This window comes from Parabacteroides faecis, from assembly GCF_014647375.1.
Taxonomy (GTDB): Bacteria; Bacteroidota; Bacteroidia; order Bacteroidales; family Tannerellaceae; genus Parabacteroides; species Parabacteroides faecis.
In genome coordinates this window covers 301,815-324,469 of the sequence record NZ_BMPB01000008.1, presented here as the reverse complement: position 1 = coordinate 324,469, position 22,655 = coordinate 301,815, and the positions used below count along the sequence as shown (strand labels likewise).

Below are 22,655 nucleotides of genomic sequence, written 5' to 3'. Positions count from 1 at the left end.
ATTTGATGGAATACCTAAATACAGATATTTTAACAAGAAAAGATAAAATATTTCTTACTGTATATACATTTTTTGCAGCGTTTATTTTATTCCCGTTGCTGTCAGATTATTTCCCATTAGATAGCCAGACGGTTGATATATTTGTATTTCTAATGTGTGTTATATTATACCCTAATGCGTATAAAAACAAGTTAATGGGTTGGGCTCTTTGTTATTTTGGTATATTGACATTGTTTTTCCTCTTTGGGGCAGATATAACTATTGGTATTGGGAAAGCTACTGTATCGAAGAAACTATTAATAGAGATAGCATGGACACTGCCTTCATTTAGTATTGTTAGTATATTGTGGTATCGTAATAATCTAAAAGTATATAACTATGTCGCTTTGATATCAGTCGCTGTTTATCTAATTTCTTTTGTTTCTGTACTTCCCATCGTTATGCATTATGATATGAGATTATTGGCAACCCAAGCCGAATTAGATATCCATGTCTTGGGATTGCCTGGGTATACATTGATGCATGCTTTTGCAATGTCTTTGCCTGTAGCATTTATGGGTTATATATCAGCAGAAGGGAAGCATAAACTGGTTGCACTCGTCCTATTAATTTGTAATATTATACTTGTTTTAAATACCAATGTTACAACATCTTTAGTAGCGATGTTGATTTGTATTATTTTTTTTCTTTCATATGGAAAGAAAAGTGGTATCAATTTCTTTCGTCTTGTAATAATAATGGTTTGCGTACTCATAATATATTCTTTCAATGTGGTAGAGCATTTTTTAGAGTTCTTATGTGGTTGGTTTGAAGGCACTGCAGTGCAACCAAAAATGGAATCATTTTTGGCTCTCTATCGAGGAGGAGAGGATGAAATAGGGGCTGTAACTGGTCGAGAAAATTTGCATGCTATTTCAATGGATTCATTTCTGTCTAATATGATTTGGGGTGGGGATCAAGTAGGCGGCCATTCTGTTATTTTGGATAGATTAGGTGGTATGGGGCTTTTGGCTGGTATCCCTTTCATTATGCTTCTTATTAGTCAGATAATAGTTTGGAAAAAAAAGTTCTGTAACCATTTATCGCGAAGTTATTATTACTTAGGTATATGTATTGCTACTGTATTCCTATATACTAAAGGATTGTTTGGTGAAGAGGGGTGGTTTATGATTTCTATTTTTGTGCCAGTTGTAATATATACATGCAGTATGTATACAGTAAAACAGAGCTCTTAAATGTAATTCTAAATGTCAAGAATACTTATCACATCTATACCTGCTTGGAGTAAAAAGACAGGCTATGACTCCTTTAGCACATTGCTTGAGGGTAATATAGAGCATGAATTTGCCAACATCTATATGCGTGCTGAATTACCAGACTCGGATGTGTGCTCAAGGTACTTTCAAATATTGGAAGGGAAGGTCGTAAAAAGCGTATTCAAACGCGGAGCAATGACTGGTTCAGAAGTTTCTATTTTTTCAAATGAAATAAGTACGGAATTGCAATTGGAAAAGAAACGCTATGCATATTTTTCGCGCAATAGGAATCTGTTATTTCTTGCTGTACGTGAGATAGCATGGATGTTGGGAAACTGGAAGACTAAGGAACTTATGGAATTTTTGGACGACTTTAATCCTGATGTACTTGTCTTCCCTATAGAGAGTTATATTTATTTTAACAATCTGAATGAATTCATTATCAAATATTGTAATCCCAAACGTGTAATTGGAGTATTATGGGATGACAATTTTACATATAAACAAAGTAGTAAATTGTCATATAAGATAGGGCGTTTCTTTACGCGTCGTTCTGTAAAAAGCCTTGTTTATCAGTGTGATGAAATTCTTACAATATGCCCTAAAATGAAGGCTGAGTGTGACAAGGAATTTGGAGTCAATTCTACTATTGTCACAAAACCCATTGTGTCACTACCGCAAGTGTCAGAAGTTTACAATCCAATACAACCATATCGATTAATATATACGGGTAAATTGAATATAGGTCGCGATAGGGTTGTGATGGCCATTGTGCGAGCTCTAAAGAAGATTAACGAGAAAGGATGTAAGGCCTATTTAGATATATACACACAGACTCTGCTGACTGAGGTGCAAGTGAAACAATTGGCTGTCGATGGTACAAGTTATTTAAAAGGTACGATCCCACAGGATCAGGTGAAAGAGGAGCAGATAAAGTCTGATATTTTAGTGTTTGTGGAAGATATATATGATATTCACAATAAGACAGCGAGGCTGTCATTTTCAACAAAAATAACAGACTATTTGAGTCAGGGGCGTTGTATTTTGGCTATAGGTCCCAATGATATAGCTTCAATGGAATATTTTACCGAACAGAAGGCTGCCATTATATGCAATACAGAAGATGAAATTTTGACGAGGTTGCAAAATCTGATAGAGAATCCGACTTTGCAAAGGGAAATGGCAACCAATGCTCGAATTTGTGGTGAGAAGAATCACAATGCAGATATGATTAAAAAAATATTTTTTAATAAAGTTTTAGGTGATAAATTATGAATACTAATAAGAGTAAGGCTCATAATATACTTGAAATTATTAATCTGGCAAGTAGTGCCAGAAATTTCATTGGTGGTCAGTTTATGTATCTTCGTCAAAATGGATATGATATGCATTTGATATGTAGCCCTGACGACATGATACAAGACTATGCAACGCAAAATCAAATCAAATATCATCCCGTTCAACTGGTGCGTACGTTGTCTCCATGGAGTGATATTAAGGCATTTGTAGCAATTTGCAAATATATAAGACGAAATAATATTGACACAGTTATTGCTCATCAAGCTAAAGCTAGGCTTTTGGGAACAATGGCTGCATTTCTGATGCGTGTTCCAAATAGAATTATTTTTGCTCATGGCGTACTTTTTGAGACCCTAAATGGGGGCAAGCGAATATTTGTCATTTTGATGGATAAGATTGTTGCAATGATGGCACATAAGACAGTATGTGTAAGTAAATCGGTCGCAAATATTAGACAAAAGTATCGAATAGAATCCAGTGCACAAGAATATTTCCTTGGTGCCGGTACTTGTGGTGGCATTGACACTGTCAACAGATTTAATCCTGATAGATTGATAGACTCGGAGCAGGATGTTTTGAAAAAAAAACTAGGAATAAAAGACGGTGACTTTGTGATTGGTTTTTGTGGACGCTTAGTGCGAGACAAGGGAGTGGCTGAACTTGTAGATGCTTTTAAGTTACTCAAGCAAAAATATAGTGATGGTAATAATCTTAAATTGTTTATTATTGGCAGTAGTGAATCGCGTGATAGTATTAGCGTTGGACTGCGTAAATATATAGATACTTGTAATGATGTAATACATGTGGAACGTGTTGAGTATACTGAGATTCACAAGTATTTTGCATTGTTTAGCATAATGGTGTTGCCTTCATATAGAGAGGGGTTTGGTATGGTTACAATTGAATGTGGGGCTATGGAAGTACCTGCAATCGTATCAAAATCAACAGGCTGTATAGATTCGATAATTGAGGATAAAACCGGTGTGTATTGTGAAATTACGCCAGAGTCTATTGCTGACAAAATTGAACTAATGCTAAAAAATGGAGAGATTCGGACTTCTATGGGACGCTATTCACGTAGTTGGATATGCGAAAATTTTGATTCATCTGTGGTATGGCCACATATTATTAATGTAATAGAAGCATAGTTATGAATTCTGAAAAATTAAGTTTAACTTATCGTTTTTTGCGTATTCTTGGAATGCATTATTCTGAAAAGGATTATGGTCAAGTTACATTATGGCAATTGATAAAACGGGTACATAAAACTTTTAGAGACTCTTTTCTTTTGAGTTGGGTGATGAATAATTGGATGTTATCTCCCTTATTGCCTCGAAAAGTACGCCCATGGGTATTGCGGCAAATAGGATGTCATGTGGGAAAGGACGTATTTATTGGAGATACAGTAAAGATTGATTCTGGTCATTCGGATTTAATTATCATTGAAGACGGTGTAAGTATTGCTGGTGGAACACGTCTGCTATGTCATCAACGTGATTTTTCAGATTACTGTGTGGGTGATGAATATTTAGCTTTAGGATATGTACTGAAACCAATTGTTTTGAAAAAGGGGTGCTTGATTGGTATGGAGTCTTTTGTGATGCCTGGTGTAACAGTGGGTGAAGGGGCTATTGTTGGTGCCGGTTCATTAGTGATCAAGGATGTTCCGGCATGGACTATAGCGATGGGGCGTCCAGCTAAAGTAATAAAACAAATACAAAAGCGCGAAGAGTTATGAATATACTATCGTTTGATATAGAGGAATGGTATATCGAAAAGAAGTTTTGTGGAGGTCGGGTGGAAAAATATAGGAAGTTTGATTCTTATTTAAACAAGATACTTGACATTCTTGATGAAAATAATCAGAAGGCAACTTTTTTTTGTGTAGGAAGAATCGCCGCTGATTTTCATTATGTTATAAGAAAAATATCGGAGAGAGGACATGAGATTGGTTGCCATTCCAACGAACATTTATGGTTAACTCAAATGACTCCAAAACAATTGCAAGAAGATACGAAAGAAGCTATTGATGCACTACAAGATGTAAGTGGACAATCTGTCGTAAGCTATCGTGCACCGGCTTTTTCTATTGGAGAAAAAAATAAATGGGCTATTGAAATTTTGGCAGAATGTGGTATAGAGAGAGATTCTTCTATCTATCCGGCCGTGAGAGATTTTGGTGGTTTTCCAGCTTTCCCTGCTAACAATCCAGTTTTAATAGAATATAATAATGTTCAATTGAAAGAATTTCCCATTGCGTTGACACACATGTTAGGCAAGGATTTTGCTTTTTCAGGTGGAGGATATTTTCGCCTTTTCCCTTTGCAGTTCATAAAATATAAAATGTCTCATAATAATTATTTTATTGCTTATTTCCATATAGGAGATTTGATTCATAATCAAGATGGCATGATGACAAGGATAGAATATGAAACTTATTTCCGAGAAAATGGAAGTGTGAAAAATCGGATGATGCGTTATGTGAAATCCAGCATAGGAACTAAAGGTGCTTTTGAAAAAATGCAAAAATTATTAAATAGTGCGTCATTTGTTAGTTTGGAAGATGCAGATAACCAATTGACGTTTGAGAATAAAATTTTATTGTAGTATTGATGATTAAACCAATGTGAAATATGTCTTTAAATCAGAATAAATATTGTGTATGGTTCTTCCCCGTGGGGACTGGCTCAAAAGGTGGTGATGCTATCTTGATAGAATTATATGACGAGGATGATAATCCATATGTATTTTTAATCGATGGAGGTTACGAAGAGACAGGTAGAGCAATAGCTGAATTTTTAAAAAGGAAATATCAAAAACCTATCATTTACATGATGATTAATACGCATCCTGATTTGGATCATTTGTCGGGATTGAAAGCGATTTTGGAAGATAGAGATATTACAGTAGAAAAAATCGTTATGAATCGTCCTTGGAAGGATGGAAAATTAAAGCCAGAGCATTTCAAGGATAAAAGGATTACTCCAAACAGTTTGGCTGAGCGTATAAAAAATTCGTTTTCTATGGCTGATGAGATAGAAAATATAGCCAAATGCAGAAAGATTATATTAAGTCCTGCATATAGCGAAGACGAACTGATTCCAGGAGTCTTGTCTATTTTAGGACCTTCTAAATCTTTTTACCAAAAATATCTTTTGGCTTCGGATAAAACCCCTGAAACATGGATTAATGAATGGAATAAACCGTATGTGAAGGCTACGATGACTGAGGATGATTATGACCCGAATAATGGAGAAATTGAATGGTTTGATGAAGAAAATACTTCGGAGGTAAATCAAACGAGCTTGATTATTTTGCTTGAAGTTGGAAATGAAAAGTTTCTTTTTACCGGAGATGCGGGAAAAGAGGCGTTAGAAGAAGCTTTTAATCAATATGAAAAGTTGAATAAAAAAAACAGTACAAATGATTTTACAACAGTACAGTTGCCCCATCATGGAAGCAGGAAGAATGTAAATCCTGAATTGTTAAGGAGACTGAATCCATGTAGTTTTATAATCTCTTGTCCTCCTGAAGGTGAAAAAGAGGGACATCCATCCCGTCGACTAATTAACAAACTGTTGGAAATAAACTATCGAAGTAGAATATTTGTAACGAAGGAACATCGATTTGTTTTTCATAAGGGAGTTAAAATAAATGCCTCTCCACAAACTCCACAAGGAATACATCATAAAATGGATGGAAAAGCTCAATAAATAAAAAAATGAAGACAATATGTGTGGATATTGATGGTACTTTGGTGCATTATGAAGACTGGCAAGGGGATAATCATTTTGGTTCGCTTGTGCCTGGAGCTGTAGATGCCATGCGGCAATTAAAAGAACAAGGGTGGTATATTATCATCTATACAACACGAGGAAACAAAGAAGCGATAAAGTCATTTTTGATTCGTCATGGTGTTTGTTTTGACAGTATTAATCAGAACCCTAATCAACCAGGCAATGCTCTTGGAGGGAAACCGATAGCTGATGTCTATATAGATGATAGAGCCATTACATTTGAAGGGGATTGGGTGGAAACAGTAAATAAAATTAATCGTTTTAAAACATGGGAGCAATGATACGAGAATGGATTGATAAGGTAATTCTTTCGTCTTTGAACCGTAATGCAGAAAAGTTAAGTACAGTGTTTGAATTTAAACAACAGGATGATGTATCAATTACCAAACAGTCTTTGGAACAAACCTTTCAAAAAGACTTGTTAGTTAATGATTTTCAGCAATGTATGTATATGTTGAGGCATTACGATTCTGTTAATTGGGATTTGACAAAATTTTCTTTCGGACAGATTCTTGTGGTAATAGGTGCTTGTTGGACTATATTAAACTACGAAAGAGAGGCTGATAAAACATTGTTGGATGTTTACAAAGATGGTATTTCCAACTATATTGTTGGTGGAATACTCGCATTGTCAACCTGTTTTGTCTTTTTGACTTTAGCAGCAATCATGCGTAACCGAACATATTTTGTGCTTATGGGGCGATATTTGAATGAACATCGTCGAAATGTCTTCAAAGACAAACCTTTTGGATTTGAGAATAAGAGCAAAATTTGGCATAATCCTGCTTATCCGGCTACTATAGATTGGAAAAGTACACAAATGATTTGTGTGATTCTCTTTTTCATTTGTTATATCTTACTGTCATTTATGGCTTTGTATAGCTTGCTTTTCTATTGTGAAAATACGCTATGTGTTAGTTTGATATGTACACTGGTTATAGGACTCGTAGGGTATTACATACTTAATAAGATGAGTAAATAAAGATAACTTTTAATAAATGTTTGGACATCTATGTATAAAATTTTTTTCAAAAGGGTAATTGATTTTATACTCGTGTTCTGTGTGTTGGCTGTCATCTGGCCGATACTGTTTCTTGTTACCCTTTGGTTGTATTTCGCCAACAAGGGTACCGGTGCGTTCTTCTTTCAAGAGCGTCCCGGAAAGAACGGAAAGATTTTTCGAGTAATCAAGTTCAAGACTATGACGGATGAACGGGATGCTGGCGGTAATTTACTTACTGATGCAGATCGGTTGACGAACGTGGGACGTTTTGTCCGTTCCACTTCGATCGATGAGTTGCCCCAGTTGATAAATGTCCTGAAAGGAGATATGGCATTGATTGGGCCTCGTCCTTTATTGGTTCAATATCTGCCATTATATAGTAAGGAGCAGGCGCGTCGTCATGACGTGCGGCCGGGTATTACCGGATGGGCACAGGTAAACGGACGCAATGCGATTAGTTGGACGAAAAAGTTTGAATTGGATGTTTGGTATGTGGATCATTGTTCGTTTCTGTTGGATGTGAAAATCATCTTTTTAACGATAAAAAAAGTGTTTGTCCGGGAAGGTATTTCACAAGAGGGACAGGCTACGATGGAGTTTTTTACGGGTAATAATTAAACGGATATGTATTTATACGGTGCGAGTGGTCATGCTAAAGTGATCATAGATATATTAAAAGCGAATCATATAGAGATAGAGGGCCTTGTCGATGATAATCCGGAGATAAATGAACTGTTGGGTTATCCGGTTTTTCATGGGAAGGAAGATATTTCACCTCTGATAATAAGTATAGGCGATAATAAAATACGTCAGATGATCGCTCATAAACTGAATGTTGAGTTTGGAACGGCGATACATCCGCTTGCGGTAGTCTCTCCATATGCTACCGTACAGGAAGGATCGGTCATCATGCAGGGAGCAGTTGTTCAGTCTTGTGTCTGTATAGGGAAACATTGCATTGTTAACACTGGAACATCTGTCGATCACGAATGTGTGATAGGAGATTATGTGCATATCTCTCCGCATAGTACGCTTTGTGGAAACGTTCATGTTGGTGAAGGAAGTTGGATCGGTGCAGGTACGACGGTTCTACCGGGTGTCAAGATCGGAAAATGGTCTGTGATCGGTGCAGGTTCGGTTGTTGCCAAGGATATTCCGGATGGGGTTTTGGCTGTTGGAAATAGATGCAAAACGATAAAAACATTGAATATTAAAATGTTAACCAGTGTTAACGGGGGGGGGGTAAATTACCTTCTTAAACCACTTTTGGCTGCAAAAGCTGCTTTGGAGTATCATGATCTTCGAGGGAATACTAATATCTTAATCACCTCCGCCGGAAAGCGGGTCACACTGACAAAGCAGTTTCAAGAAACATTGAAGCGTTTTTATCCAGAAGCGAAGGTGTTCACGACAGATATGAATCCTGCGATGGCTCCTGCCGGGATTGTTTCAGACGGGTGTATAGCTGTACCGAGGGTAACCGATTCCGGTTATATAGAGATGTTGCTGACAATATGTAAAGAAAAAGGAATTCGGGTTATCGTGCCGACTATCGATACCGAGTTGCTGGTTTTGGCGGAGAATAAGGAACTGTTTCAGAAAAATGGGATAGAATCAATGGTATCGGAATTGCCTTTCATACAAGCTTGCCGGGATAAGCGGAATACCGGTACATTCTTGAATAGTCGTGATATTCGCGTCCCGGCTCCAGTGGATAAATATCATCCGACTTTTCCACTTTTCGCCAAACCGTATGACGGTTCCTTAAGCAAAGATCTGTATGTCGTGAGGTGTAAAGAGGAACTGACATCGGAAATATTGAATCATCCGAAGTTGATCTTTATGGAATATATCGACAAACAGGAATACAAGGAATTTACGGTCGATATGTATTATGGCAAGGATAATAGGGTGAAAGCTATCGTGCCCCGCGAAAGAATAGAGATCCGTGCCGGTGAGATCAACAAAGGGTTTACCCGCAAAAACTATTTGGTTCGGTTCTTGAAGGAACGGTTAGGCTATTTGCCGGGTGTGGTCGGTTGCATCTGTATCCAATTGTTCTATAGGAAGTCGGACGATGATGTGGTCGGGATCGAGATCAATCCACGGTTCGGCGGGGGATATCCACTTTCCTATTATGCGGGAGCCAACTTTCCAGAATATGTCGTAAGAGAGTATATGTTGGGTGAAACGTTGGACTATATGGATACTTGGGCGGACAATACTTTGATGCTCCGGTATGACAGCGAGGTGATCGTATATGAAAAATAAGATTCTCATTTTTGATCTGGATGATACGTTGTATAAGGAAATTAATTTCTTATACTCTGCTTATCGGGAAATTGCAGGATGGATAGAATTGAAGTTTTCCTTGAAAGGGATCTATACTTTTATGTTGGAAACCTATAAAGAGAAAGCGGATGTTTTTTCTCGTTTGATCGATACTTACGATTTGTCGTTGACGAAAGCGGATTTACTGTCTGTCTACAGGTCTCATCGTCCTAATATCCGGTTGGAGCTTGACACCTTGAAGGCATTGGAGGTTTTGAAGCAGGATTTTACACTGGGGATGATCACGGATGGACGCTCTATAACCCAACGAAATAAGTTCCAGGCATTGAGACTTGAACAATTTATCGAAAACGAGAACTTGGTTATATCCGAAGAGTTTGGCTCTGAAAAACCATCGGAGAGGAATTTCATGTTTTTTCAGGATAAATATGCCGATGTGGAGTTTATCTATGTCGGGGATAACCTTCGGAAAGATTTTATTACACCTAATAAGCTGGGGTGGAAAACGATCTGCCTGTTGGATGATGGAAGAAATATCCACCGTCAGGACTTTTCCTGTCCGGAAGAGTACCTGCCTAATGTAAAGATACATACTCTGAAAGAATTATTGTCTTTGTAGATTTAATCATAAATAATAATGAACAAACGAATTTACCTTTGTCTCGCCCACATGAGCGGCAAAGAGCAGGCTTTTATAAAAGAAGCCTTCGATACCAACTGGGTGGTCCCTTTAGGTCCTAATGTAAACGCTTTTGAAAAAGATTTGGAAACATTTATAGGGGAAAATAAACAAGTTGTTGCCCTTTCTGCCGGTACGGCAGCCGTCCATCTTGCACTGTTGGCTTGTGGTGTGAGACCGGGGGATGAAGTGATCGTACAGAGCTTTACTTTCTGTGCATCTTCGCATCCGGTGACTTATCTAGGGGCTACTCCGGTGTTTGTCGATTCGGAGGTAGATACTTGGAATATGGACCCGGAGTTGTTGGAAGAGGCTATTAAAGATCGCATATCTAAAACAGGTAAGAAGCCGAAGGCTATCGTTCCTGTTTATCTGTATGGTATGCCTGCCAAGATTGAGGAGATTATGGCGATTGCCAATAAGTATGATATTCCGATTATTGAGGATGCTGCCGAAGGATTGGGTAGCCGGTATGATGGACAGGTTTGCGGTACGTTCGGACGGTATGGGGTACTTTCTTTCAATGGGAATAAGATGATTACGACTTCCGGAGGCGGTGCATTAATTTGTCCCAATGAAGAGGCAAAAAGGAAAATCATGTTCTATGCTACCCAAGCTCGCGAGTCATATCCTTATTACCAGCATGAAAAGATCGGTTATAACTATCGTATGTCGAATATCTGTGCCGGTATCGGATGCGGGCAGATGACAGTATTGGAAGAACATATCGCTCACCATCAGCATACTTTCTGTCTTTATAAGGAGTTACTTGCCGGAGTAGAGGGAATTGTACTGCATGAAAATCCTTCTTCCCAGTTCGATAGCAACTATTGGCTGAATACGATTTTACTTGATCCTGACTTACATGTGAATGGGGAAGAATATGCATATGAAGCGGTAGTTCAGGGAGCTGTAGGTGGTGCTGCCGGTGTGACACACGAAGCTTCTTCTTTGCATACGGATTGTGAGCCGAACAAGAATGTAGAGGCGATGCGTATGGCTTTGGATGCTGTCGGTATCGAATCTCGTCCGCTATGGAAACCGATGCATTTGCAACCCGTTTATAAAAATAATCCTTGTTATGTGAACGGTGTAAGTGAATCTTTGTTCAAACAAGGACTTTGTTTGCCGAGTGGACCATGTGTGACGGATGAGGATGTGGTTTATATTGTACAAGAGATCAAGAAGGCGATTCAGAAGTGAAATAATTGAAATTTTAATAGAATAATATATTATGTCAGTTTTTAAAGACAAAACCCTCCTAATCACCGGCGGCACCGGCTCTTTCGGTAATGCTGTCCTTCGGCGTTTCTTGGATTCCGATATCAAAGAAATCCGAATCTTTAGCCGGGATGAAAAGAAGCAAGACGATATGCGTCACGCTTTGCAGAATCCTAAAGTGAAATTCTATATCGGAAATGTACGTAACAAGACATCGGTAGATATTGCTATGCGCGGTGTGGATTATGTGTTTAGTGCAGCTGCATTGAAGCAGGTTCCCAGTTGCGAGTTCTTCCCAATGGAAGCTACCCGTACAAATGTAGAAGGAACGGAAAATGTGTTGCTTTCCGCTATCGAACATGGCGTAAAAAATGTAGTCGTCCTTTCGACCGATAAAGCGGCTTATCCGATCAATGCGATGGGAATCTCCAAGGCGTTGATGGAAAAGGTGGCGATTGCAAAAGGGCGTGAGTTGGGTGAAGGGGCGCAGACGACGATCTGCTGTACCCGCTACGGCAATGTAATGGCAAGCCGTGGTTCGGTGATCCCTCTTTGGGTGGAACAGATAGAACAAGGGAAACCGATCACTGTTACCGATCCGGAAATGACCCGCTTTATGATGACTCTGGATGATGCAGTCGATTTGGTGATCTATGCCTTTACACATGGTCATAACGGTGACCTGTTTGTTCAGAAAGCTCCGGCAGCAACTCTGTCTGTTCTGGCACAGGCATTGAAAGAGACATACGCACAGATCGATCCGAAGTATCTGGATACAGAAGTGAAGGTGATCGGTACGCGTCACGGAGAGAAACTGTATGAAACACTGGTAACACGTGAAGAGATGGCGAAAGCGATCGATATGGGAGAGTATTACCGCATTCCTTGTGATACACGCGATCTGAATTATGACAAGTTCTTTACCGAAGGTAGCGAATGTCTGTCTAAGATAGAAGATTATCATAGCCATAATACCACACGTCTGGATGTGGAAGGTATGAAAAAACTATTACTCCGCTTACGTTTTATTCAGGAAGATCTAGGACTGATTGAACGGGCAAAACCAAGAGAAATCAGAAGCGAATAAATTAGCTTCATGTCAAGCCTCCAAACTTAAAATTTTAATGTAATGAATATATTAGTTACCGGTGCTAAAGGATTCGTCGGTCGAAATCTTGTTTCCCAACTCCATAATATCCAGTCGGGGAAAGCACGGAATTACCCTGTTTCGGGAACTGAACTAAAGGTTTTCGAATATGATATTGACAGCGATCCGGCTGAGTTGGATGTCTATTGCAAGAATGCCGATTTCGTCTTTAACCTGGCGGGTGTGAACCGTCCGAAAGATCAATCGGAATTTATGAAAGGTAACTTTGGCTTTGCATCTACTTTGCAGGAAACATTGAAAAAGTATAACAATACTTGTCCTGTAATGATCTCTTCGTCTACGCAGGCGGCCTTGGATAATCCGTATGGTGAATCGAAGAGGGCGGGAGAGAACTTATTATTCGAGTATGCAAAAGAAACCGGAGCGAAAGTCCTGGTTTATCGTTTCCCGAATGTGTTCGGAAAATGGTGCAGACCAAACTATAACAGTGCTGTCGCTACTTTCTGTAACAATATAGCCAATGATCTGCCTATCCGGGTGAATGATTCGAGTGTGGTTATGAACCTGGTGTATGTGGATGATGTGGTGGATGAACTGATTGCTGCTTTGTCGGGTGGGGAACATCACGAGGGAGACTTTTGTGCCGTTCCTGTGGTTCATACGATCACGTTGGGAGGTATTGTTGACCTGCTTTATTCTTTTAAGGAAATGCCAGATAATTTAAGTGTACCTGATTTGGGTGATCCTTTCACGAAGAAGTTGTATTCGACCTATCTGTCTTATCTGCCGAAAGAGAAATTCAGCTATCCGGTACAGATGAAAACAGATGATCGTGGTAGTTTTACGGAGATTATCCGTACGCCTGACCGGGGACAGTTTTCAGTCAATATCTCCAAACCGGGGGTAATGAAAGGTCAGCACTGGCATCATACCAAGAATGAGAAATTCGTGGTGGTGAGCGGTCATGGCTTGATCCGGCTTCGTAAGATCGGAACGGATGAAGTGATCGATTTTGAGGTCAGCGGGGAAAAGATAGAGGTCGTGGAAATGATTCCCGGTTATACGCATAACATCATTAATCTTTCCGATACGGAAGAACTGGTGACTTTTATGTGGGCCAACGAACCTTTCGACCCAACCCGGCCGGATACTTATTTTGAAGAGGTGTAAATGTTAAATAAAGAAGAGAGAATGATTATTCTAAATGATTTACTACTTTTGTAAAAAGGAACTACAAATATAAAACGATATGAATACCTTTAGTGTAGATACATTGAGAGTCGATATTTTTAAAGAGCTTATAAACTTGGATCAAGAAAAGTTATCTGAAGTTTATAAGTATGTTAAAGAATTGGCTTCAAAAGGAAATTCAGAAACGCTTATTTTAAAGGAAATGTTGGATGCTTCGGCCGATTATGCGGTTAAAGCTCATAAGCGTGGTGAATTTCATTCTACTGAAGAGGTGATGGAACGGTTGGGGAAGGAGATGGGATGGATGTAATTTGGACATCTCCGGCTGAAAAAAGTTTTGCTGAAACACTCTATTATATCAGACTGAGAACGGGGGATGCTTCTGCCCGTAAAGTATGGCAAATGATTAGAAAGCAAGTCGACCTATTGACATTTAATCCATATATGGGTAAAGTCGATCCGGATTTATCTGATGAAAACCATCAATACCGTTTTATAGTTGTCAACAAAAAAAGTAAAGTCTACTATTTTATACAAGAGGATTTTCTCTATATAGCTTTGGTAAAAGATACCAGGCAGGACTTGGAACATTTAAGAGAACTTCTATCTTTGTTATTCTAAGAAAATCAATCTCTTCCATAATCCATTTGAAGAGAAATGAATAAACTGAAATTAATGACCATCATCGGTACCCGTCCGGAAATCATCCGTTTGGCAGCGGTGATAAAACGATGCGATCAGTACTTCGATCAGATCTTAGTCCATACCGGACAAAATTACGATTATACATTGAACCAGGTATTCTTTGATGATTTGGGACTTCGTGCTCCTAACTATTATCTGGACGCCGTAGGTGCGGATCTGGGAGAAACGATCGGGAATATCATTGCCAAATCGTATAAACTGATGGCGGAGGTGAAGCCTGATGCCGTGCTTGTCTTGGGAGATACGAACTCCTGCCTGTCTGTTATCGGTGCGAAGCGTTTGCATATTCCTATCTTTCATATGGAGGCAGGTAACCGTTGTTTCGACGAATGTTTGCCGGAAGAAACTAACCGTCGTATCGTGGATGTGACGGCCGATGTCAATATGTGTTATTCAGAACATGCGCGCCGGTATCTGAATGCTGCCGGTACACCGAGAGAACGTACTTATGTAGTCGGTTCGCCGATGGCAGAGGTATTACATAATAACCTGGAACAGATCAAAGCAAGTGATGTACTGGAACGTCTGGGATTGAAGAAAGGAAAGTATATCTTATTGTCTGCCCACAGGGAGGAGAATATCGATACGGAAGTAAACTTCTTCAACCTGATGAATGCGGTAAATGCGATGGCAGAGAAATATGCCATGCCCATTCTTTATTCCTGCCATCCCCGTTCCAGGAAATACATAGAACAACGTGGTTTCAAATTCGATCCGCGTGTGATACAGCATGAACCACTGGGGTTTCACGATTACAATCATCTTCAGATGAATGCCTTTGCAGTGGTATCCGATTCGGGTACGCTTCCCGAGGAAAGCAGTTTCTTCTTGTCTGTCGGCAATCCTATTCCTGCGGTATGTATCCGTACGAGTACGGAGCGTCCGGAAGCATTGGATAAGGGAAATTTCATCTTAGCTGGTATTACAACAGAACAGGTGTTGCAGGCGGTGGATGTGGCTGTCGAGATGAATAAAGATGGCGCTTTGGGAATCCCCGTTCCCGACTACGTGGATGAGAATGTTTCGGTGAAGGTAGTCAAGCTGATCCAGAGCTATACCGGAATCGTGAATAAAATGGTTTGGAAAAAATATTGAAACAAAAGTCATGCAACTAATTAATTCAACCTTATTAAATGAAGTGACGAAGCAAGCCCAGGAATCTCCCCGCTTGCGTATGAACTGTAATTTTCATGATTCTTTGGATGCCAAAGCCCAGCGTTTGCTGAATGCGTTGGAGCCGGGGACTATTTTACCGATTCATCGCCATCCGCATACGGCAGAGACTTATTTGCTGTTGCGTGGGAAGATTCGGGTGATGTTTTATAATGATAAAAAAGAAGAAACAGAATCGACCCTGTTGGATCCTTTGGTAGGAAGTTTTGGTGTACATATTCCGGCTAATCAATGGCATACATTGGAGGTGTTGGATAGCGGCTCTGTGTTGTTTGAAGTAAAAGACGGCCCCTATACTCCGTTGAGGGAAAACGATTTGTTGAAGTAAGAGAATAAGAAGGGAGTACCTTCCTCATATCGGCAGTGCACTCCCTCTTTTTATATCGCTTACGCAATAAACCATTTATAAAGACACCCGACCCCGCCCATCAGCATCAGGCTATATCCTGACATTCCGAGCCAGTCGGCTCCGGGCGGGAGGTTCTTCTTCCCATCTCTGCGGTTTCCCCAGTCCCCTTGGGTGAGAGCGAGAGAATCGCCCCGATGCAGGTCAGGGTCACTTCCGTCTCCCTCATCAGGAGGGAGAGGAGGCTCAGGAGGAGCAGGCAGAGGATGAGAACAGGGGCAGTCACCGGCTGCCGGTTTTCGCTTGCGGGGGAAGATGATCCGGGCAAGATCGGTGAGGAAGTTGAGAATTGTTTCAAGGACATTCATGGAAATTGAAAATTATAAATTGAGAATTGAAAATTAATTTACCTTCAATCGCTCTATCGACCGGCTGACCGCCACCAACATGCGCTGGTAAGCCGCACGGTTATCGCCGTTCACTTCGCTGATATATTTGCTGTAAGCAATCTCTTTGGCATAGGCGGAAGGGTGGAAGGTGAGAGTCGCGGCCACAGGATAGGCCGAGTGGATCAGACGGGCGAAATCGAGAAAACTGGCTTCCGGAGTGAGGTAACTGCGGAACCACAGACACGGACGGCCGTCGTTGGCAGACAGGTCGGTACGGTCTCCTTCCCAGAAAGGGTTGGGACGGCCATAAGCGGTGATGCCGAAAAAGTTGTTATGCTCTCTGCACAGCGCACTTTCGCCCCAACCGGTCTCGATGGCGGATTGAGCCAGGATGATGACCGGGTTCATTCCGAACCGCTCTGCCGCCTTTTGGGCGAGGGGAAGATACTGTTTGATAAAATCTAGTTTTGTCATAATCGATAATGAAATTATTTGTCAATGTGTCAATGTGCCAATATGCCAATATGCCAATGGGAATACCAATTATTGCAATCTTAATTGCCACATTGGCAAATTGGTTGATTCTTTTACTCAATCTCCGGACGGTCGCTACCGCCGCCCGAACCTGAACCGGAGCCTGAATCGCTGCCCGGAATGACCCACTTCTCGTAAGAAGCGTCGCGGACAATATCCATCAGCATGGTACCCGGATAAAATACGATATGAGCACGATTGAACAACGAAGAATTGAAATCCTTTTCGGTGCTGGAACCTTTGCTGCCGGCAACCATACGGAAACTACCGAAATCGCCCAGATGGATCGATTCGCCGTCGGCAAGGGATTCGTTCATGACGGTGATCAAACCGTCCAGGACCAGCAGGATATCGCCACGGCTGGCGGTACTGTATTTGCTGATGCGGCTGCAGATGCGGTTCAGATCGACCTTTTTACTGATGCTGGTCTGCGCGTAGTAGAGCTCGGCTCCTTCTGCTGCATCTTTACTCATGTCTTTGCGTTTGACAAGTCTGTACTTTAATGGCATAGATTTTAAAAATTAGGGTTGATACTTGAAATTAATTGTTGGTTATCGATAACATTATAAAGGTACGGCAGCCCGAAAACACGCAGACAGATAGATGCCGGTAGAGACAGATAGGGTCAGATAAAAACAGTTAAATATTTACATTCAAAACAGGTATGTTTCGTTGTTAAAACATATATGTTTTGAAGACAAAAGGTATATGTTTTACAATCCGGACAGACTATACGGAGACATAAAAAAGTATAGACTTATGGATTTATTTAACAGACAAGATCTACAAAAAGGAATCAGCCTTTTAAAAAAAGGATACGAGGAATAGCAGGTAAACATCTGTCATTCCCCTTGCTGAAAAAATCGATCGACGAACAGGAAAATGAGATACCGGATATCTTTTTACTGGCATTTTTGCTGGGAGACCCGAAGATCAGGGAGAAAAGGACATGGGACGACCTGGCCAGGTCGTTTTTCAAACAGTACCGCAAGGTGATATACAGTTACTGCCATTACGATACCGGTCCCCTCGACCTGGAACGGATCAGGGTGAAGGAACCGAAGTTGTTTATCGAATATTTGTCGGGGATGGTCAGAAGCGGGATGTTCGGTGATTGTTCGTATGAGGAACTGGCGGATTATATCTACATGATCTTTCAAACCGACTTTGAAAAATCGTACATCTGCAGCATTCTGAAGAATGCACATGAGGATTATCTGCATATACATGACCAGATAAGACAGGAAATGAAGCTCGAACCGAAGAGAAAGAACGGAATTTTTAATAACTAACCTGTTGATGTATAGTCTGTTGGGTTGTAATAAATACGTGAAAAACAGTTTTTTATATCAGAAAAGCACTGTGTACCTTTGTTTTAAAGCGTTGGAGAACGGTCTTATTCTGAAAAAAAATTGAAAAACCTCCTATTATAAAATCTTTATATAAGAAATACTTCTTTTTATATTAAAGAGGAACGCATAAAAGCTAAATAGAGAGCAAATATAAACCTGATATGATCTGATGTTATTCAATTGTTTTTGCGAATAGAGCGCACATAAGGACGCAAATACTAATTTTAGTTAAACCAAACACAATGAACAGAGAGCAGAGAAACTATGCCCAGGTTGCAACGTTACTGGGAAAGGCTTTTATCAGGTTGCCGAGAAAGATCTTGAACAAGTTAACTTGTCCGATAAAAAAAGAACGCGATCTGGCAAAAATGTACGTCACTTTGATTATCAGAGCTTTTTATGTCGACGGGACGGTGATTTTAGGAAAGTACCGGCATATTTGCCGCCGGGGGGAGTATATGGGAACCTATCATGAATTGTCGGAATTGACTTGTATCAGTATCGGGTCGGTCGGCTATTATTTGAAATTACTGGCTATTGATCATCTGATCGTAATCAATGCCGTGACCGGAGGAACACGTATCGGTATTTGTGGCTACGACTATTTTTCCGGTTACGAATTGGAAACGGACACGCAGCAACGGGAATCTGAGCCGTCTTGCACATTGGCCGATATCGAGCGGAAAATGGGGGGACGCAGTATGCAGGATGCCGGTAACCGACAGGAAAGGAGTGACGTATGATGGATGTCGAGAAAACGTTGATCTGTTGCCTGCTGACCTCGGCGGAAGCTCCGATGCTGGTAGCTTCTTCCTTGCGTAAAGAGATGTTTGAAGATAAGTCGCTGAGCTTTGTTTACGGGGTTATCATGGATTTGTACAACCGGGGTGTGCGGCCGGATATGATGACGGTCGAGACTGAAATGCGTCGCCAGGACGAGGCACAGTGGAAAGAACTGAACGGGCTTTCTTTCATCCTCCCGGCCATGCTGAATGTCCGTACCGGAGAGAATGTAAGCCTGTATGCCGATGAGGTGAAACGCCGGTATAAACTGCGTCTGCTGGGACAATTGTTCGTTATGCTGAATTTTAAATCGGGACAGTTCGATGCCGTGCCCGATGAGCTGATCGCGGAGGCGGAACAGTCGTTGATGGATATCCGGCGGAATACGGCCGACGGGGAACCGATGCAGACGGTGGGAGAACTGTCGGCAAAGGCTGTGGAATGGCACCGGAAACGGATGAATGCTTCCGAGGATGTCACCCGGATATTGAGCGGGATGGAGGAACTTGATTATGTCACGGGCGGTTTGCATCGTGGGGAGGTGATCGTTTTGGGCGGCCGTCCCAGCGACGGGAAAACGGCGGTGGCACTTCATATCGCTGTCAATGCGGCACGTGCCGGAAAGCATGTCTGCCTGTTCAGCCTGGAAATGTCGGACTTGCAACTGTTGAACCGTATCCTGGCTGGCATGACCGATGTGGATGCCGATCATCTGCGTATTTCCGGATTGACGCAACAGGAACTGGAGATGCTGGCGGAAGCAGGAAAGAAGTTGGATAAGCTACCGTTGTATATCGATTACACGCCTTGCTGTACGGTCGGCGATATCCGAGCCAAGGTGATGCTGAAGAGTAAGGCGGGCGAGTGCGACCTGGTGGTGATCGATTATCTGCATCTGTTGTCGTCGGTCCGCCAGAAGAATGAAACACTGGATCAGGTGGTAGGACGTAATGTGACTGCCTTGAAACAGCTGTCACTGGAGGCTGATTGTCCGGTTTTGCTTGTTTCGCAGATGAACCGTGCCTGCGAGACGAGACCGGATAAGGCACATGTCCCGGTGATGAGCGACCTGAGGGATTCGGGTACGATCGAGCAGGTGGCGGATTGTGTAATTTTTGTCTATCGTCCGGAAAAGCATGGGATTATACGGGACGAACGGACAGGGGAGAGCCTGGTGGGAGTAGGCAAACTTTATATCGTGAAAAACAGGAACGGGGCAACAGGAATTGCCCGTTACCGTTACAACGAATCTTATACGAAGATCACGAACTATCGTAATACTCCTGCATCATGACGCAATGGGAAATAAACAATATAAAACAGTCTGCACCGCCGATCGAAGAAATCATCGGGCGGTATGTACAGCTGACGCAGAAGGGGAGAAGCCTGTTGGGGTGTTGCCCGTTCCATAAAGATCGTCACCCTTCTTTGGCGGTAAATCCGGAGAAGCAGTGTTTCATCTGTTTTGCCTGTGGAGAGAAAGGGGACGTAATCAGTTTTTTACAGAAGATAGAAGGGATATCGTTCGGAGAGGCAATAGATAAATTGAAAATTGAAAATGGAAAGTCGAAAATGAAATCTGAGGTCAAACCCGAAGTCAAATTGACAAAGCCGGTATGTGAAACAGACAAATTTTCAAATCTCGATTCTCAAATTTCAATTGAAAAAAATCTTCAGTTTCTTTCGTCTCTCCTTCCTGCCGCTTCAGGGGATTCGGACCTGACACCGACCTGGCTCGATTTCGGGGTTGGGACTTCACCGGCGATGGTTCCTGAAGAATGGAAGGCAATGCGTAACCGGCTGGTGTTTCCCATCCGGAATGAGGAGGGGCAGTTGGTCGGGTTCGGAGCACGCCGTCTGACCGAAAATCCGGATATCCCTAAATATATCAACTCGCCGACCAGCGGACTTTATCGTAAAAACGAGATACTTTACGGCTTGGATATGGCCCGGAAAATGATTCGTGAAAAACAGTTTGCCATTCTGGTGGAAGGATACAAAGATGTGCTGGCGATGCACGCAGCCGGATTCAGGAATACGGTGGCGCTTTGCGGAACGGCTTTGTGCGACGGGCATATTGCCTTGTTGAAGAAATACACCTCGCGGGTGGTCGTGATGCTGGATGCGGACGCAGCAGGAAGAAAGGCTGCTGAAAAGGCGGTTTGCCAGCTGGGTATGCAAGATCTCCGGGTGTATAGGATGGAACTGCCGGAAGGGCAAGACCCGGACTCGTTGTTCAGGCTTTGGGGAAAAGAAAGGTTTACAAGGTATCTGCGGGAAAGACTCATGCAGGGGGCCTCTTCGGAAGAGGCTTTATTACTGGGACGTATCCGGGAAGGGATACTGCTGTTGTCTGCCATCACCGACACGGCGAAACGGATGGAGGCACTTCGTTGCCTGAATGTCGGAATGGCTTACCTGACCGGTCTGTCGCAGAGGGAGAGACGTCCGGCCACGATGGACTGGAGGTGGGTATGAAGAAGGACGATAGAAAAAGCAGGATAAAGACCGCCGGGGAAGATGAGGAGGAAAGGATGTGGAAGAACCGCAGTTTTACCTGGATGGAACTGGGGATATTGTATAGTCCGGATCTGACTCCTGCGGCAGCCTCACGTCGGTTGAAGGTATGGGTGACGGCAAATGCCGGATTACTCCGTAGCCTGGGAAAGACGGGATGGAACCGTACGCAACGCATTCTGACACCGCGCCAGGTGGGGTATATTGTGGAAGTTCTGGGCGAACCCTGATTTTAGGATGAAAGAAATATCTGTCGACAGATAAATCAAATGAACTATTTTTTGAAATTCTTTTTTGTGGTCTGCATGTTACCGGTCGCTTCGTCATTGAATGCCCAGTATTCGCTGGGCATGACCGGGTTGCAGACGATTCCGACTGCGGATATGCAAGCAGACGGAACTTTTATGGGAGGAGCTAATTTCCTGCCCGAAGCGATGACACCCGGCTACTGGGACTATGATACCGGAAACTATTTTGTCAATATGACTTTCCTGCCGTTCCTGGAGGTTGCATACCGTTGTACTTTACTTCACGGAGAATTTGAAAACGGGAATAAATGGCAACAGGACCGTTCCGTCTCATTGCGTCTTCGCCCCCTGAAAGAGGGGAAGTGGCATCCGGCAATCGTTCTGGGATCGAATGATGCCTTTACGAGCAGCGAACTGAATATGTTTGCGAAAGTCAAAGGCAACCGTTTTTTCTCGTCCGTATATGTTGTTGGAACGAAACATCTGTTATTCGGCGGCCATGATCTGGGGCTTTCTTTGGGAGGTAATATCCCGTTCCGTAAAGATGCTTACCATAAGGGCGTTTTTGGAGGAGTAAGCTATCGTCCGGCTTTTCTGAAACCTGTCGTACTGATGGTCGAATATGATACGGAGGCAGTGAGTGTAGGGGCTGCTGCACGGTTTTTCAATCATTTATCCCTACACGCTTTCTGCTATGATTTCAAAGCTCTCTCTGCCGGGATACGGTATGAGTTCAGATGCTGGAAATGACTTAAATCGTTA

At 41.9% G+C, this 22,655-nt stretch carries 27 protein-coding genes and 1 pseudogene; 25 read left to right on the top strand and 3 right to left on the bottom strand.

Annotated features, from left to right (window positions below; all coding sequences use genetic code 11):
• The first annotated feature begins 5 nt into the window (after positions 1-5).
• From IEY67_RS13725 to IEY67_RS13635, 19 genes and pseudogenes are all read left to right on the top strand, one after another.
• Positions 6-1,235, top strand: a complete 1,230-nt coding sequence (locus IEY67_RS13725; RefSeq protein WP_183671704.1) for a hypothetical protein — start codon at positions 6-8, stop codon at positions 1,233-1,235.
• Positions 1,236-1,247: 12 nt separating this feature from the next.
• Positions 1,248-2,531 (top strand): glycosyltransferase family protein, encoded by a 1,284-nt coding sequence (locus IEY67_RS13720; RefSeq protein WP_183671703.1) that lies wholly within the window; start codon positions 1,248-1,250, stop codon positions 2,529-2,531.
• Positions 2,528-3,703, top strand: coding sequence for a glycosyltransferase family 4 protein (locus IEY67_RS13715; RefSeq protein ID WP_183671702.1), 1,176 nt, complete (start codon positions 2,528-2,530; stop codon positions 3,701-3,703). Before IEY67_RS13720 ends, IEY67_RS13715 begins: the two co-directional genes overlap by 4 nt.
• 2 nt (positions 3,704-3,705) lie before the next feature.
• On the top strand, positions 3,706-4,293 hold the full coding sequence (locus tag IEY67_RS13710; protein WP_183671701.1) for an acyltransferase: 588 nt from the start codon (positions 3,706-3,708) through the stop codon (positions 4,291-4,293).
• Positions 4,290-5,162, top strand: coding sequence for a polysaccharide deacetylase family protein (locus IEY67_RS13705; protein WP_183671700.1), 873 nt, complete (start codon positions 4,290-4,292; stop codon positions 5,160-5,162). The genes IEY67_RS13710 and IEY67_RS13705 overlap by 4 nt, the downstream gene beginning before the upstream one ends.
• 26 nt (positions 5,163-5,188) lie before the next feature.
• Positions 5,189-6,268, top strand: coding sequence for a ComEC/Rec2 family competence protein (locus tag IEY67_RS13700; protein ID WP_183671699.1), 1,080 nt, complete (start codon positions 5,189-5,191; stop codon positions 6,266-6,268).
• An 8-nt stretch (positions 6,269-6,276) separates the two neighbouring features.
• Positions 6,277-6,633 (top strand): HAD family hydrolase, encoded by a 357-nt coding sequence (locus IEY67_RS13695; RefSeq protein ID WP_183671698.1) that lies wholly within the window; start codon positions 6,277-6,279, stop codon positions 6,631-6,633.
• The gene (locus IEY67_RS13690) at positions 6,630-7,334 is read left to right on the top strand and encodes a hypothetical protein (protein ID WP_189086825.1); all 705 of its coding nucleotides are present in this window, start codon (positions 6,630-6,632) and stop codon (positions 7,332-7,334) included. The genes IEY67_RS13695 and IEY67_RS13690 overlap by 4 nt, the downstream gene beginning before the upstream one ends.
• A 30-nt stretch (positions 7,335-7,364) precedes the next feature.
• On the top strand, positions 7,365-7,973 hold the full coding sequence (locus IEY67_RS13685; protein ID WP_183671696.1) for a sugar transferase: 609 nt from the start codon (positions 7,365-7,367) through the stop codon (positions 7,971-7,973).
• Between the two features lie 6 nt (positions 7,974-7,979).
• Positions 7,980-8,561: pseudogene (locus IEY67_RS13680) on the top strand (acetyltransferase); the annotation flags it as partial.
• Positions 8,562-8,639: 78 nt separating this feature from the next.
• The gene (locus IEY67_RS13675) at positions 8,640-9,626 is read left to right on the top strand and encodes an ATP-grasp domain-containing protein (protein ID WP_183671738.1); all 987 of its coding nucleotides are present in this window, start codon (positions 8,640-8,642) and stop codon (positions 9,624-9,626) included.
• Positions 9,616-10,266, top strand: coding sequence for an HAD family hydrolase (locus tag IEY67_RS13670; RefSeq protein ID WP_183671695.1), 651 nt, complete (start codon positions 9,616-9,618; stop codon positions 10,264-10,266). Before IEY67_RS13675 ends, IEY67_RS13670 begins: the two co-directional genes overlap by 11 nt.
• An 18-nt stretch (positions 10,267-10,284) precedes the next feature.
• On the top strand, positions 10,285-11,529 hold the full coding sequence (locus IEY67_RS13665) for a DegT/DnrJ/EryC1/StrS family aminotransferase (RefSeq protein WP_183671694.1): 1,245 nt from the start codon (positions 10,285-10,287) through the stop codon (positions 11,527-11,529).
• A gap of 31 nt (positions 11,530-11,560) precedes the next feature.
• Complete coding sequence (locus tag IEY67_RS13660; RefSeq protein WP_122373267.1) at positions 11,561-12,634, top strand: polysaccharide biosynthesis protein; 1,074 nt, start codon at positions 11,561-11,563, stop codon at positions 12,632-12,634.
• Positions 12,635-12,676: 42 nt separating this feature from the next.
• On the top strand, positions 12,677-13,825 hold the full coding sequence (locus tag IEY67_RS13655; RefSeq protein ID WP_183671693.1) for a capsular polysaccharide biosynthesis protein CapF: 1,149 nt from the start codon (positions 12,677-12,679) through the stop codon (positions 13,823-13,825).
• Between the two features lie 79 nt (positions 13,826-13,904).
• Positions 13,905-14,156 (top strand): hypothetical protein, encoded by a 252-nt coding sequence (locus IEY67_RS13650; protein ID WP_122373265.1) that lies wholly within the window; start codon positions 13,905-13,907, stop codon positions 14,154-14,156.
• Positions 14,147-14,467: a type II toxin-antitoxin system RelE/ParE family toxin gene (locus IEY67_RS13645; RefSeq protein ID WP_183671692.1), complete on the top strand. Its 321-nt coding sequence runs from the start codon at positions 14,147-14,149 to the stop codon at positions 14,465-14,467. The genes IEY67_RS13650 and IEY67_RS13645 overlap by 10 nt, the downstream gene beginning before the upstream one ends.
• A gap of 36 nt (positions 14,468-14,503) precedes the next feature.
• Complete coding sequence (gene wecB / locus IEY67_RS13640; RefSeq protein ID WP_183671691.1) at positions 14,504-15,646, top strand: non-hydrolyzing UDP-N-acetylglucosamine 2-epimerase; 1,143 nt, start codon at positions 14,504-14,506, stop codon at positions 15,644-15,646.
• Between the two features lie 10 nt (positions 15,647-15,656).
• Entirely contained in the window at positions 15,657-16,052 is a 396-nt protein-coding gene (locus IEY67_RS13635) for a WbuC family cupin fold metalloprotein (RefSeq protein WP_183671690.1), read from the top strand.
• Between the two features lie 59 nt (positions 16,053-16,111).
• Here the strand turns inward: IEY67_RS13635 and IEY67_RS13630 are convergent, their stop codons facing one another.
• The 3 genes from IEY67_RS13630 to IEY67_RS13620 form a co-directional block, all read right to left on the bottom strand.
• The gene (locus tag IEY67_RS13630; RefSeq protein ID WP_183671689.1) at positions 16,112-16,438 is read right to left on the bottom strand and encodes a hypothetical protein; all 327 of its coding nucleotides are present in this window, start codon (positions 16,436-16,438) and stop codon (positions 16,112-16,114) included.
• 33 nt (positions 16,439-16,471) lie between these two features.
• Complete coding sequence (locus IEY67_RS13625; RefSeq protein ID WP_183671688.1) at positions 16,472-16,933, bottom strand: glucosaminidase domain-containing protein; 462 nt, start codon at positions 16,931-16,933, stop codon at positions 16,472-16,474.
• Positions 16,934-17,046: 113 nt separating this feature from the next.
• Complete coding sequence (locus IEY67_RS13620) at positions 17,047-17,502, bottom strand: HU family DNA-binding protein (RefSeq protein WP_122351318.1); 456 nt, start codon at positions 17,500-17,502, stop codon at positions 17,047-17,049.
• A gap of 342 nt (positions 17,503-17,844) precedes the next feature.
• Here IEY67_RS13620 and IEY67_RS13615 point away from each other — a divergent pair, with 342 nt between their 5' ends.
• The 6 genes from IEY67_RS13615 (at position 17,845) to IEY67_RS13590 (ending at position 22,643) form a co-directional block, all read left to right on the top strand.
• Positions 17,845-18,285, top strand: coding sequence for a hypothetical protein (locus IEY67_RS13615; RefSeq protein ID WP_183671687.1), 441 nt, complete (start codon positions 17,845-17,847; stop codon positions 18,283-18,285).
• Between the two features lie 302 nt (positions 18,286-18,587).
• Complete coding sequence (locus tag IEY67_RS13610; RefSeq protein ID WP_122373258.1) at positions 18,588-19,088, top strand: hypothetical protein; 501 nt, start codon at positions 18,588-18,590, stop codon at positions 19,086-19,088.
• Complete coding sequence (locus tag IEY67_RS13605) at positions 19,085-20,422, top strand: replicative DNA helicase (RefSeq protein ID WP_122351315.1); 1,338 nt, start codon at positions 19,085-19,087, stop codon at positions 20,420-20,422. Before IEY67_RS13610 ends, IEY67_RS13605 begins: the two co-directional genes overlap by 4 nt.
• Positions 20,419-21,606: a DNA primase gene (locus IEY67_RS13600; protein WP_183671686.1), complete on the top strand. Its 1,188-nt coding sequence runs from the start codon at positions 20,419-20,421 to the stop codon at positions 21,604-21,606. The genes IEY67_RS13605 and IEY67_RS13600 overlap by 4 nt, the downstream gene beginning before the upstream one ends.
• Positions 21,603-21,875: a DUF4248 domain-containing protein gene (locus IEY67_RS13595; RefSeq protein ID WP_122351313.1), complete on the top strand. Its 273-nt coding sequence runs from the start codon at positions 21,603-21,605 to the stop codon at positions 21,873-21,875. Before IEY67_RS13600 ends, IEY67_RS13595 begins: the two co-directional genes overlap by 4 nt.
• 39 nt (positions 21,876-21,914) lie before the next feature.
• A complete protein-coding gene (locus tag IEY67_RS13590) occupies positions 21,915-22,643 on the top strand; it encodes a YjbH domain-containing protein (protein WP_122373255.1) in 729 nt (242 codons plus the stop codon).
• Positions 22,644-22,655 lie beyond the last annotated feature (12 nt).